The organism is Streptomyces africanus (assembly GCF_002150735.1).
In the GTDB taxonomy this organism is placed as follows: domain Bacteria; phylum Actinomycetota; class Actinomycetes; order Streptomycetales; family Streptomycetaceae; genus Streptomyces; species Streptomyces africanus.
The window spans coordinates 1-12430 of the sequence record NZ_MUKA01000452.1 but is presented as its reverse complement, the minus strand read 5'-3'; the positions used below and the strand labels follow the sequence as shown (position 1 = coordinate 12430).

Below are 12430 nucleotides of genomic sequence, written 5' to 3'. Positions count from 1 at the left end.
ACCCCGTGCTGCGCCGGGCCACGGCCCCGCCCGCCGCCCTCGACCTGCTCGCCCAGGCCCGTGCCGCCCTCGACGAGGCCGCCGCCCTGGAGACACCGAACGAGCGCTACGCGACGGCCCACCTCGCCGCCCTCCGCACCGCCGCCGCCGTGCTCGCCGCCCGAGGCCGGCCGGAGACCTCGCCCCGCGCCCGGGCCAAGATCAGGAGCGCCTGGGAAGTGCTCCCCGAGATCGCGCCCGAACTGTCCGAGTGGAGCGCCCTGTTCGCCTCCGGCGCCCGGCGCCGGGCCCGGGCCGAGGCGGGCATCCGGGACGCGGCCAGCGGCCGGGACGCCGACGACCTCATACGGGACGTGGCGATGTTCCTCCGCCTCGTCGAGCGCATGCTGGTCCTCCAGCCGGTCCTCCCGCAGCCCCGCCCGGACCAGGACCGGGCCGGGGGGCCGGGGGAGGGGCGGCACATGCCGGACGCGGGCTGAGCGGACCCCGGCGGCGCATGTCCGCCCGGTCGTGCCGATGCGTGTCCTGGTGGGCACCGGGCCATGCCGGCCGGCCTGCCGGAGGCAATAGGGTGGGGGACGCCTGAAGTCTCCCCTCCCCGTCGCCGGGGCCCGGGGAGGCACCCCGTTCGCTCCGCCGCGCAAGAGGCGGTGCCGCGCCGAGGAGTCAACTGCCGTGTCGGACCCGATGCGCCCCCGCGCCTCACTCCGTACCGCCGTGGTCTGGGAGGTCCTCCAGGACGCCCTGGACCGCCGGGTCAAGGCCACGGGTCGGGAGTCGCTGGACGTCCTCGACACCGGGGGCGGCAGCGGCAAGTTCGCGGTGCCCGTCGCCCGTCTCGGACACCGGGTCACCGTCGTCGACCCCAGCCCCAACGCGCTGTTCGCCCTGGAGCGCCGCGCCGCCGAGGCGGGAGTTGCCGACCGGGTGAAGGGCGTGCAGGGCGACGCCCACGGCCTCTTCGACGTGGCCGAGCGCGGTGGCTACGACGTGGTGCTGTGCCACGGCGTCCTGGAATACGTGGACGACCCGGCCGAGGGCGTCCGCAACGCGGTGGCCGCCCTGCGCCCGGAGGGCGTCCTCAGCCTGCTCGCCGCCGGTCTCGGCGGTGCCGTGCTGGCCCGGGCCCTCGCCGGTCACTTCAAGGAGGCCCGGCAGGCGCTCGACGACCCGAACGGTCGATGGGGCACGGGTGACCCCGTTCCGCGCCGTTTCACCGCCGAACAGCTCACCGGGCTGGTCGAGGGCGCGGGCCTGCGGGTCGGAGCCGTGCACGGCGTGCGGGTCTTCGCCGATCTCGTGCCCGGGGTCCTCGTCGACACCGAGCCCGGCGCCCTGGAGGCGCTGCTGAAGCTGGAGGAGGCCGCAGCCGAGCTTCCCGCCTTCCATTCGGTGGCCACGCAGCTTCACGTGCTGGGCGAGACCACTGAGACTGCTGAGACCGGTGAGACCGGTGAGGCAATCGAGACTGGTGGGTCTGCCGAGGCGTGAGTCCCCTCCTGGGGTACCGCCGCTGATCAGCGCCTTGGCTGTGCATGGAGTACGCCACAGGCCCCCCGAACGGCGGCTTGGCGCCGTATGATCGAGGGAGACCGTTCCGGCATGACGGGTCGGCCGCCGGGGAATGGAAGCCTCAGCGAGCCGGGTCGTCCATGGCGGATTCCGGTTGGTCAATTGGCGCAGAGGGGCGGGTTTCACGGGGGCGATTCCCTGCCTATCCTGAAGAGACCCCCCGGGTCGCCCCGGCGACTGCACGATGAGGAGGACTCCGTGCCGCTCTCGGAGCACGAGCAGCGCATGCTCGAGCAGATGGAGCGAGCGCTGTACGCCGAAGATCCCAAGTTCGCGTCGGCGCTCGAGGGAAGCGGGCTGCGTACGTACACCCGGCGGCGGGTCTACCAGGCGGTCGCGGGCTTCCTCGTAGGTATTGCGCTCCTCATGGCCGGTATGGTCGCCAAGCAGGTCTGGCTCAGCGTCGTGGGCTTCCTCGTCATGCTGGGCTGTGCGGTGCTGGCCGTGACCGGCTGGCGCAAGGCCCCCAAGCCGGGCGAACAGGCGGCCGGGGCCGGCGGACAGCAGGCCGCCCGCCGACAGGGCCGGCAACGGCGCTCCATGATGGACCGCATCGAGCAGCGCTGGCAGAAGCGCCGCGACGAGCAGGGCGGCCATTAGCCCGGAGCGCAGCTCTCCAGGACACGCGAAGACATGCGTCAGGGGTGACCACCCAGTGGGTGGTCACCCCTGACGTTTGCCTACCGAGCGCTGACCCGGGCCCGGACGCATGCGTGCCGCCGCGCGAGGCCCTCGGCTCAGCCCTGCTGGCCCGATGCCTTCCGCCACGTCGGCCGCAGCGCCACGGCCCGCGTCCGCAGACTCGACCACCAGGCCGCCACCGCCCACACCACGCGCACCGTGGAGCGCGGGACCAGGACCGCACGGAGCCTGGCACCGCGGCCGGCCCCGGCGCTCAGGCCCGCCGCCGCACGGCGGACGTCGTCCGTGAGGCCCGCCGTCGGGCGGGGGTGCGGTGCGTACAGGACCTGCTCCACCGCGTTCGCCACCCGGTGCACCGAGGCCGCGGCCGTCGCGTCGAGGGAGCCCAGCCGGACGATACGGGCGGCAGCCTTGCGCGGCGTCTGCGACTCGTCCGGCGCGATGCCGAAGTCCCAGGCCGTGTCGGTGAGCTCCTGCCACACGGCCAGCGTGTGCGGCAGTGCGTCCGCCTCGCCGCGGCCGTGCGCCCCCAGCCGGACCGCGCGGGTCCGCCGGCGCCACAGCATCGGTGCCAGCGGGGGCACCAGGACGGCGAGGCCGCCCAGGGTCCAGGCCGCCATCGCGTACCACTTCGGGCCGTCGTCGCCGGTGGGCAGCACCGCCTGCGGGGACTCGCTCGCGCATCCGCCGTCCAGCTTCTTCTGCTCCGGCGTGCAGCTGTCGCTCGTCGAGGGCGTCGCGGACGGCGCGGCGGACGACGTCTGGGACGGGCGCGCCTCGTCCGGCACCGAGCTGCCCGGGTTGTCCGGCAGGGTGTACGGCGGCATCGAGCCTCGGTTCGGGGTCGGCTCGAAGCGGGTCCAGCCCACGCCCTCGAAGTACAGCTCGGGCCAGGCGTGCGCGTCGCGCAGCCCCACCGACACCGAGCCGTCCGCCTGCGGGGAACCGGGCGCGAAGCCCACCGCGACCCGGGCCGGGATGTCCAGGGAGCGGGCCATCGCCGCCATCGCGAAGGAGAAGTGCACACAGAAGCCCTGCTTGTCCTTCAGGAAGCGGGCGATGCCCTCCGAGCCGCTGCCGACCTGCACCTGGGTGTCGTACTCGAAGCCGCCGGTCACGGCGAACCAGTCCTGGAGCTTGACCGCCTGGTCGTAGGGGTTGGCGGCACCCGCGGTGACCTGGCGGGCGGTGCGGGCCACCACCGACGGCAGCGAGTCGGGCAGCTTGGTGAAGTCGCGCTCGATGGCCGCCGGAGCGGGCCCGGCCGAGGCCAGCTGCTCCGCCGTCGGCTGCACGTCCAGGCTCTTGACCTGGTACGTCAGCCCGCGCGTGTTCTGGCCGTGGTCGCCGACCAGCGTCATGCCCAGGGGTTCGTAACGCCAGTTGCCCCGGATGCTGACGCCGCTCGGCGGGTACGGCATGGGCAGCCAGTCCTGGGCGTACCAGCCGGCCGCCGTGATCGTGGTGTCGACCTCCGTGCGCTTGACGTCGGGGCCGAGGCCGATCGGGGTCGGGAAGGTGCCGTCGGGCACGGCGGTGATGGAGCGCCGGGACGGCTTCCAGGTGGTGCCGTCGAAGTCGTCCAGGGACACGATCCGCAGATAGAGGTCCGAGACGTCGGCCATCTTCGTCTTCACGGAGAGGACCTGCCGGTCCTCGTCCACGTTCAGGTTGTCGCGCAGCGACACCAGCGGGTTCACGGCGGAGATCGTGCCGCCGCTTCCCGTGCCGCCGCCCGCGCCCGTGCCCACGGAGTCCAGCAGGCCGCCGTTCATCGCCGGCAGGCCGAGCGGCACCACCAGGGCGATGCCCAGCGCGACCATGCCGATGCGCCGGCCGGTGCGGACCGGGGCGATGGCGCCGCTCGGTTCCCCTCCGGCCGTGCGCGGGGCGCCGCCGAAGACCCGGCCCCACTGGGACAGCCGGTCCCGGCCCTCGGCCAGGAGCAGCATCAGATAGCCGGCCGCCGCGACCAGGAACCACAGCCAGTCCGTGCCCCCGTCGGACAGCCCCGCGGCCACCGAGTACAGCGCGAGCAGCGGCAGCCCGGCCGGGGCGGCACTGCGGAAGGTCACCGCGAGGGTGTCCACCAGCAGCCCGATGATCAGGACACCGCCGATGAGCATCAGCCGGATGCCGTCGGACTCCAGGGGCGCCGGGATCGCGTACCGCGCGATGTCGTCCCCGCCCTGCCGGAGCAGCAGCGCGAAGCGGTCGACGGCCTCCGGCCCCGGCACCAGCCCGGCGAAGGCCTGTTCACGGGCGAACACGAACGTCAGCAGCACCAGCGTGACCACGGCCTGGGCCGCCACCGTCAGCGGTCGCGCCAGCGGCACCCGGCGGGCCGCGGCCCCCACGCCCGCCTGCACGGCCAGCAGGAAGGCCGCCTGCACGATCCACGTCGCCGGTTTGACGAGGGGCAGCAGGGCGCACGCGGCCATCAGCGTGGCCGCCCACGCGCCCAGCATCAGTCGTACCCGCCCGCTCATCACGGCCCCTCCCCGCCGCCCGCGACGGCCACGCCCCTGCGCTCCCGGTCGGCCTGCCGCCACAGCTCGTCCACGGAGGCACCCCGCGGCACGCCGAGGGCCGTCCAGCCCGCCTCGCGCAGCATGCGCAGCCGCTCCCCGCTCCGGTCCAACGGACCGGGCACATCACTCGGTTCCCGCACCCAGGTGGCGCTGTCCAGCACGAAGGCGACCGCGCCCGGGCTGCGCTGCCGCATCCGGCCCAGCACGGCCGCCTGCTCCTCGTCCAGGTCGCCGAGGAAGGCCACCAGCAGCCCCTCGTTCCCGCCGCGCAGCACGTCGTAGGCCCGGGACAGACCCGCGCCGTCGGAGTGGTCGATCACCGCGAGGGTGTCCATCATCAGCCCGGCCGCGTCCGCCGACTCCTGGCTCGCGCCCGCGAAGCCGTCTCCGCCGTCGCCGGGCACCGCGTCGCCGGTGTCCGTCAACAGCCGGACCGAGAAGCCCCGTTCGAGCATGTGCACCAGCACGGACGCGGCGCCCGACACGGCCCACTCGAAGGCCGAGTCGGGGCCCGCGCCCTGGTAGGCGATGCCCCGGGTGTCGAGCAGCACCGTGCAGCGGGCGCGCTGCGGCTGCTCCTCGCGGCGCACCATCAGCTCGCCGTAGCGGGCGGTCGAGCGCCAGTGCACCCGGCGCAGGTCGTCGCCGTAGCGGTACCCGCGCGGGATCACGTCGTCCTCGCCGGCCAGCGCGAGCGAGCGCTGCCGCCCGTCGCCGTACCCCTTCGCCTCGCCACTGAGGCGCACCGGCGCCAGCGCCTCCACGCGCGGGATCACCGTCAGGGTGTCGTACGTGGAGAAGGACCGGGTCAGCTCGCACATGCCGAACGGGTCGGTCAGGCGCAGCTGGAGCGGGCCCAGCGGGTAGCGGCCGCGCAGGTCGGAGCGCACCCGGTAGGACACCTCGCGCCGGCCGCCCGCCTCCACCCGGTCGAGCACGAAACGGGGCCGGGGGCCGAGCACGTACGGCACCCGGTCCTGGAGCATCAGCAGGCCCGTGGGCAGCCGCGAGACGTTGTCCATCCGCAGGTGGACCCGGGCCTCGCTGCCGGCAGGCACGCGCCCGGGGGAGAGGCGGCGGCTGCCCGCGACCCGGTAGCGCGTGCGGTACAGCACCGTCGCGCACACCAGCGGCAGCACCGCCAGCAGCAGGCCCACGCGCAGCAGGTCGCTCTGCCCGAGCACGTACGCACAGACGGCGGCCGCGACGCCGGCGGCCAGGAAGGAGCGTCCGCGGGTGGTCAGACCGGCCAGGGCGGTGCGGATGCCGCTCTTCTCGCCCCGGTCGGCCTCCGCCTGCCCCGCCCCCGCGGTGGTCATCACAGCCTCCGCGGCGGCTGCTGGGGATAGGCCGGCACGCCCCGGCCGAGGTCGCCGAACCCGCTCGGCTGCTGGGGCGCGGCCGGCACCGCCGTGCGCTGGAGGATCTCCTCGACGACCTGCTCGGCCGTGCGTCGGTTGAGCTGGGCCTGGGCGGTGGGCAGCAGACGGTGGGCCAGGACGGCGACGGCGAGTGCCTGCACGTCGTCCGGCAGCGCGTACTCCCGGCCGCTCAGGGCCGCGGACGCCTTCGCCGCGCGCAGCAGATGCAGCGTCGCGCGCGGGGAGGCGCCCAGTCTCAGGTCGGGGTGTGTGCGCGTGGCGCCGACCAGGTCCACGGCGTAGCGCCGGACCGGATCGGCGACGTGCACGCCGCGCACCGCCTCGATCAGCTTGAGGATCTCGTGCGCGTGGGCCACGGGCTGGAGGTCCTCCAGCGGCGAGACGCCGCCGTGCACGTCCAGCATCCGCAGCTCGGCCTCGGCGCTCGGGTAGCCGACCGAGACCCGGGCCATGAAGCGGTCGCGCTGGGCCTCCGGCAGCGGATAGGTGCCCTCCATCTCGACCGGGTTCTGCGTCGCCACCACCATGAAGGGGCTGGGCAGCTCGTAGGTCTGGCCGTCGATGGTGACCTGGCGCTCCTCCATGGACTCCAGGAGCGCGGACTGCGTCTTGGGCGAGGCGCGGTTGATCTCGTCGCCGATCACCACCTGCGCGAAGATCGCGCCCGGTTTGAACTCGAAGTCGCGGCGCTGCTGGTCCCAGATGGACACACCGGTGATGTCCGAGGGCAGCAGGTCGGGCGTGAACTGGATGCGCCGCACCGAGCAGTCGATGGACCGCGCCAGTGCCTTGGCGAGCATCGTCTTGCCGACGCCCGGGACGTCCTCGATCAGCAGATGTCCCTCGGCGAGCAGTACGGTCAGCGAGAGCCGTACGACCTCGGGCTTGCCCTCGATCACGCCTTCCACCGACTCCCGCACGCGTTCCACCACGGCGGTCAGATCAGTGAGGCTCGCTCGATCGTCATAGGTCGTCACCCGGCCCTCCTCGGCCTTTCCCTTGCTCCCAGGGAGCACGGGATACCCCATTTTCCCGGGCCGACGCCTCAAGACGCGGGCCGGCCCACCCCGAACCACGGACACCACGCGTGGAAAGTTCCGCGTGACGCCCCTCCCGCATTCTTGCTGCCGTTACCGATTCGTGTCACTCGACTGTGGATAACTGGCCGCGATATGTCGGCCTTGCGACCATTCGAACGTGTGACTGACAGGCTTTCGACAGCTGCGACAGGTTGTGTCCGGGGCGGGCGACCAGGTCAGGCGGCGGGGTCGACCTCGCGCAGCCGGCCGGTCTTCACGTCGAAGACAAAGCCCCGCACGTCGTCCGTGTGCGGCAGGAACGGCGAGGTGCGCACGCGCTGCATCGACTGCCGTACGTCCTGGTCGACGTCCCGGAAGGACTCCACCGCCCACGCCGGGCGCTGGCCGACCTCGGCCTCCAGCTCGTTGCGGAAGTCCTCGGTGAGGCTCTCCAGGCCGCAGCCCGTGTGGTGGATGAGGACGATGCTGCGCGTCCCCAGCTTGCGCTGGCTGATGGTGAGGGAGCGGATCACGTCGTCGGTGACGACGCCGCCCGCGTTGCGGATCGTGTGGCAGTCGCCCAGTTCGAGGCCGAGCGCCGCGTGCAGGTCGAGCCGGGCGTCCATGCAGGCCACGACGGCGACGTGCAGCACGGGCCGGGCGTCCATTCCCGGGTCGGTGAAGTCGGCGGCGTACCGGGCGTTGGCGTCGACGAGGCGGTCGGTGACCGAGCCGCCGCCGGCCGGGGTGTTCTCCGAGGCTGTGGGAACCGATGCAGAAGTCGTCATATGCATGACGTTACTGGTCACACCCCGTCCGAGCCTCTTGTGAGAGTGGACAAAGAATGTCAGCCAGACTGTGGTGTGAGGTAACCCACAAGGGTGGTGTGCCGGCGGTCGCGACGCGCAGGCCGGTTGATTGACCGGGAGACACGGTGGACTAAAGTGACGCGAAGCGGGAGGCGAGACTCTCCCCGCTGGACTGTTTTCCCCGGAGACCCCGGCGACGACCGGAGATCTCCCCACGTGCGCGGCGCGTACGTACGGCTCGGCCTCCTCCCGCTCCCGGTCGGCTGACGCTTCCGGCGCCGGCAGGCCTCCCCTTCACGAGCGGGCGGGGACCCGGCGGTGCGTAGGGGCCGTGCCGGATCTGAGAGGGCCCAGGATCGATGGGGCGCGAAGCGCATTCGAATGAGGGTGGTGGCGGGCGACGGGAGGGACAGAGTCGACACGTTCCGGTGATGCTCCAGCGGTGCCTGGATCTGCTGGCACCCGCCCTGGAGGGCCCGGACGCCGTGGTCGTCGACTGCACCCTCGGTCTCGGCGGCCACAGCGAGGCACTCCTGGAGAGGTTTCCCGGGGTCCGTCTCGTCGCCCTCGACCGCGACAAGGAGGCCCTGCGCCTGTCCGGCGAGCGCCTCGCGCCCTACGGGGAGCGCGCCACCCTCGTCCACGCGGTGTACGACGAACTCCCCGAGGTGCTGCACAAGCTCGGCATCGCGCGCGTGCAGGGCGTGCTGTTCGACCTCGGCGTCTCCTCCATGCAACTCGACGAGGCCGACCGCGGCTTCGCCTACGCCCAGGACGCCCCGCTCGACATGCGGATGGACCAGACGGCCGGAGTCAGCGCCGCGGAGGTCCTGAACACGTACCCGCCGGGCGAGCTGGTGCGCATCCTCCGGGCGTACGGCGAGGAGAAGCAGGCCAAGCGGATCGTGTCCGCGATCGTGCGCGAGCGCGAGAAGCAGCCGTTCAGCACCAGCGCGCGGCTGGTCGAGCTGATCCGGGACGCGCTGCCGCAGGCCGCCAAGCGCACCGGCGGCAACCCGGCCAAGCGCACCTTCCAGGCCCTGCGCATCGAGGTCAACGGCGAGCTCGCCGTCCTGGAGCGGGCGATCCCGGCCGCCGTGAAGGCGCTGGACGTGGGCGGGCGGATCGCCGTGCTGTCGTACCACTCGCTGGAGGACCGGCTGGTCAAGCAGGTGTTCGCGGCGGGTGCCGCCACCACGGCGCCGCCCGGGCTGCCCGTCGTGCCCGAGCGTTACCAGCCGCGGCTCAAGCTGCTCACGCGTGGTGCCGAACTCCCCACCGAGGAGGAGATCGCCGAGAACCGGCGGGCGGCGCCGGCGCGACTGCGCGGCGCCCAGCGCATCAGGGAGGACATCGAGTGAGCCATGTGCAGGGCGTGCGGGTGTCCCGGACCCCAGGGAGCGTGAGTGAGCAGTAAACCCGAACTGAAGGGGAGGGCGGCGCGTCTGGCACAGCTCTTCCCGACCGGCCCCGGGCAGGCGGCCCGCACGCCCTTCGTCCTCCTCGTGGTCCTCCTCCTCGGCGGTGGTCTCATCGCCCTCCTGGTGCTGAACTCGGCGCTCAGCGAAGGCGCGTTCAAGCTCGACGACCTCCAGCGCGAGACCAAGAGCCTCACCGACGAGGAACAGGCCCTGCAGCGGGACATCGACGCCTACTCCGCTCCCGAGGCCCTCCAGCGCCGCGCCGGTGAACTCGGCATGGTCCCCGGCGGCGACCCCGCCTTCCTCGCCCCCGACGGCACCGTCAAGGGCGTCCCCAGCCGCGCCCCTGGCATCGGGCAGACCTCCGCCCACATCCCCCTGGTCCTGGCCCCCGAGGCCATGTCCAACGGCTCCACCTCGACCTTCGGCAGGTGACGGAAGTGACCGACAGGGAACCCCCGCGCCGCCGTGTGCCGGGCCTCGCCGGGCCCGACTGCCCTCCTGGTCCCGGCGCTCGTCGGGTCCTCGGCGCGGTTTGTGCTTCCCGGTGCGCGACGGACCGGACGTTCGGCCGGCTGACGGGGGTGCCTGCCGGGCAGTCACCGCACTGCCCCGTGCCAGGTCCCGCCGGGGCCGCCGGTCCCCAGTCCCGCGGCCGGCGCGGTGCACGCCGTGCGACGGCGAAGCGGCCGTCACCGACCGCCGTCCCCGGTGGCGGGTGCCGCCCGGGCCCGGGCCCGGGCCCGGGTCCGGCCGTCGTCGGCGGTGCTGGGTGCCGTTCCGGTCCGGGTCTGCTCGCCGCCCGCGGGGCTGGGTGCCGCCCTGGTCCGGGTTTGCTCGCCGCCGGCGGTGCCAGGTGCCGCCCGGAGCCGTGTCCGACCGTCGTCGTCGGCGGTGCCCCGGGGCTGATCGTCGCCCGCGGTGCCGGGTTCCGCCCTGGCTCGGGGCTGATCGTCGCCCGCGGTGCCGGGTGTCGTCCCGCGGCTCCGCGGCCGGGCGTCGCCGCGTCCGCCGGTTCCCAGCCCACCTCGACTCCAGGCAGGTGACGGAAGTGACCGACAGGGAACCCCCGCGCCGCCGTGTGCCCGGCCCCGTCAGGCCCGCTCGGCCCGACGCCCGGCGCCGTCCCGGGCCCGGTGCCCGTCCGGCCCGTCGCCCGGCTCCGGCGCGTCCGGCGGCGTCCAAGCCCCTCCGGCTGGGCAGCCCGCGCCCCCGGCTGCGTCTGGTCGGGCTGGCGCTGACGCTGGTGCTGATCGCCTTCGTCGTGCGGCTGTTCCAGGTGCAGGCCGTCGACGCGAGCACGTACGCCGCCAAGGCCGAACAGAACCGCTACGTCGGGCAGGTCCTGGCCGCCGACCGGGGCGAGATCACCGACCGGTCCGGTGTGGCCCTGGCGACCAGTGAGGACGCCTACGACATCACGGCCGACCCCACGATGTTCGCCCCCGACGAGCTGAAGATCGGGGACGGGCCCGAGCAGGCGGCCGCGCTGCTCGCGCCGATCCTGGGCCAGGAGCAGGAGACCCTGGTGCAGAAGCTCCGGCCGAAGAACAAGGCGCTGCGGTACGTCAAGCTCGCCTCCCGCCAGACCCCGCAGGTCTGGAAGCAGATCAAGGACCTGAAGGCCGCGCTCGCCAAGAGGGAGCAGATCGACAAGTCCGCGCACAACGTCCTGGCGGGCGTCTTCTCCGTCGCCACCAGCAAGCGCGTGTACCCGGCGGGCGACCTCGCCGCCGGGATACTGGGCTGGGTCAACGGTGAGGGCAAGCCCGGCGGCGGCATCGAGCTCCAGCTGAACAAGCGGCTGGCCGGCAAGGACGGCAAGATCCGCTACGCCCAGTCCGGTGGCCGGCTCGTCCCCACCGCGGGTTCCACCGAGACACCCGCCGTGCCCGGCAGCGACGTCGAGCTCACCATCGACCGCGACATCCAGTGGGCCGCCCAGAAGGCCATCAGCGACCAGGTCGAGGAGTCCGCGGCCGACCGCGGTTACGTCATCGTCCAGGACACCCGCACCGGGCAGGTTCTGGCCATGGCCAACTCACCCGGGTTCGACCCCAACGACCTGTCCGACGCCGAACCCGCGGCCCTCGGCAACGCGGCCCTCCAGGACGCCTTCGAGCCCGGCTCCACCGCCAAGGTCATGTCGATGGCGGCCGTCCTCCAGGAGGGCGCCGCCACGCCGATGACCCACGTCGTCGTGCCCAACCGGCTGCACCGCGGCGACCGGCTCTTCAAGGACGACATCGACCACCCCACCTGGCACCTGACGCTCAACGGCGTGCTCGCCAAGTCCAGCAACATCGGCACCATCCTCGCCACCGGGCAGCTCGGCAGGACCCAGGCCCAGTCCAACAAGGTCCTCTACGACTACCTGCGCAAGTTCGGCCTCGGCAGCTACACCGGCCTCGGCTTCCCCGGCGAGACCAAGGGCATCCTCGCCCCGCCCGACAAGTGGTCGACCTCGCAGCAGTACACGATCCCTTTCGGCCAGGGCGTCTCCATCAACGCCATGCAGGCGGCGTCGGTGTACTCGACCATCGCCAACGGCGGCGTCCGCGTCGAACCCACGCTCGTGCGCGGCACCAAGGGCCCCGACGGCCGCTTCACCCCGGCCCCCAAGCCCGAGAAGACCCGGGTCGTCAGCGCCAAGACGGCGAAGACCCTCGCCCAGATGCTGGAGTCGGTCGTGGACGACGAGGAGGGCACGGGCGCCAAGGCGCGCATCCCCGGCTACCGCGTCGCGGGCAAGACGGGCACCGCCAACCGCGTGGATCCGGCCACCGGCAAGTACCACGGCTACACCTCCTCCTTCGCCGGGTTCGCCCCCGCCGACAAGCCCCGCATCACCGTCTACTGCGCCATCCAGAACGCCACCAAGGGCAACTACTTCGGCGGCCAGATCTGCGGCCCCGTCTACAAGCAGGTCATGGAGTTCGCGCTGAAGTCCCTCCAGGTCCCGCCGACCGGGGCCAAGCCCGCGAGGCTGCCCGTCACGTTCAAGAACTGAACCGGCCCCCCGAGAACCCGGCCCCCCTCCCCGAGAACCCGGAC

At 73.3% G+C, this 12430-nt stretch carries 10 protein-coding genes; 6 read left to right on the top strand and 4 right to left on the bottom strand.

Annotation, left to right across the window (positions count from 1 at the left end; genetic code table 11):
* From CCL05_RS39555 to CCL05_RS39545, 3 genes are all read left to right on the top strand, one after another.
* The coding region (locus CCL05_RS39555; protein WP_086565438.1) for an SAV_6107 family HEPN domain-containing protein at positions 1–479 on the top strand (479 nt) is incomplete at its 5' end.
* Between the two features lie 196 nt (positions 480–675).
* Positions 676–1491, top strand: a complete 816-nt coding sequence (locus CCL05_RS39550) for a methyltransferase (RefSeq protein WP_086565437.1) — start codon at positions 676–678, stop codon at positions 1489–1491.
* A gap of 279 nt (positions 1492–1770) precedes the next feature.
* The gene (locus tag CCL05_RS39545) at positions 1771–2172 is read left to right on the top strand and encodes a DUF3040 domain-containing protein (RefSeq protein ID WP_010039328.1); all 402 of its coding nucleotides are present in this window, start codon (positions 1771–1773) and stop codon (positions 2170–2172) included.
* Between the two features lie 137 nt (positions 2173–2309).
* Here the strand turns inward: CCL05_RS39545 and CCL05_RS39540 are convergent, their stop codons facing one another.
* The 4 genes from CCL05_RS39540 to CCL05_RS39525 form a co-directional block, all read right to left on the bottom strand.
* The gene (locus tag CCL05_RS39540) at positions 2310–4703 is read right to left on the bottom strand and encodes a transglutaminase TgpA family protein (RefSeq protein WP_167409706.1); all 2394 of its coding nucleotides are present in this window, start codon (positions 4701–4703) and stop codon (positions 2310–2312) included.
* Positions 4703–6064 (bottom strand): DUF58 domain-containing protein, encoded by a 1362-nt coding sequence (locus tag CCL05_RS39535; RefSeq protein WP_086565435.1) that lies wholly within the window; start codon positions 6062–6064, stop codon positions 4703–4705. Before CCL05_RS39535 ends, CCL05_RS39540 begins: the two co-directional genes overlap by 1 nt.
* On the bottom strand, positions 6064–7104 hold the full coding sequence (locus CCL05_RS39530; RefSeq protein ID WP_086565434.1) for an AAA family ATPase: 1041 nt from the start codon (positions 7102–7104) through the stop codon (positions 6064–6066). Before CCL05_RS39530 ends, CCL05_RS39535 begins: the two co-directional genes overlap by 1 nt.
* Before the next feature lie 278 nt (positions 7105–7382).
* Entirely contained in the window at positions 7383–7934 is a 552-nt protein-coding gene (locus CCL05_RS39525) for a beta-class carbonic anhydrase (RefSeq protein ID WP_086565433.1), read from the bottom strand.
* Positions 7935–8314: 380 nt separating this feature from the next.
* On the opposite strand from CCL05_RS39525, the gene rsmH reads away from it, so the two are divergent.
* The 3 genes from rsmH to CCL05_RS39510 all read left to right on the top strand — a co-directional run bounded on the left by rsmH (position 8315) and on the right by CCL05_RS39510 (position 12386).
* Entirely contained in the window at positions 8315–9316 is a 1002-nt protein-coding gene (gene rsmH, locus CCL05_RS39520; RefSeq protein ID WP_208641717.1) for a 16S rRNA (cytosine(1402)-N(4))-methyltransferase RsmH, read from the top strand.
* Between the two features lie 45 nt (positions 9317–9361).
* The gene (ftsL, locus tag CCL05_RS39515) at positions 9362–9811 is read left to right on the top strand and encodes a cell division protein FtsL (RefSeq protein WP_086565431.1); all 450 of its coding nucleotides are present in this window, start codon (positions 9362–9364) and stop codon (positions 9809–9811) included.
* Positions 9812–10427: 616 nt separating this feature from the next.
* On the top strand, positions 10428–12386 hold the full coding sequence (locus tag CCL05_RS39510) for a peptidoglycan D,D-transpeptidase FtsI family protein (RefSeq protein ID WP_279629961.1): 1959 nt from the start codon (positions 10428–10430) through the stop codon (positions 12384–12386).
* Positions 12387–12430 lie beyond the last annotated feature (44 nt).

Coding starts and splice junctions, on each gene's coding strand:
- rsmH (WP_208641717.1), top strand. CDS start 8,315: ATGGGGCGCGAAGCGCATTCGAATGAGGGTGGTGGCGGGCGACGGGAG.
- CCL05_RS39525 (WP_086565433.1), bottom strand. CDS start 7,934: ATGACGACTTCTGCATCGGTTCCCACAGCCTCGGAGAACACCCCGGCC.
- CCL05_RS39540 (WP_167409706.1), bottom strand. CDS start 4,703: ATGAGCGGGCGGGTACGACTGATGCTGGGCGCGTGGGCGGCCACGCTG.
- CCL05_RS39535 (WP_086565435.1), bottom strand. CDS start 6,064: ATGACCACCGCGGGGGCGGGGCAGGCGGAGGCCGACCGGGGCGAGAAG.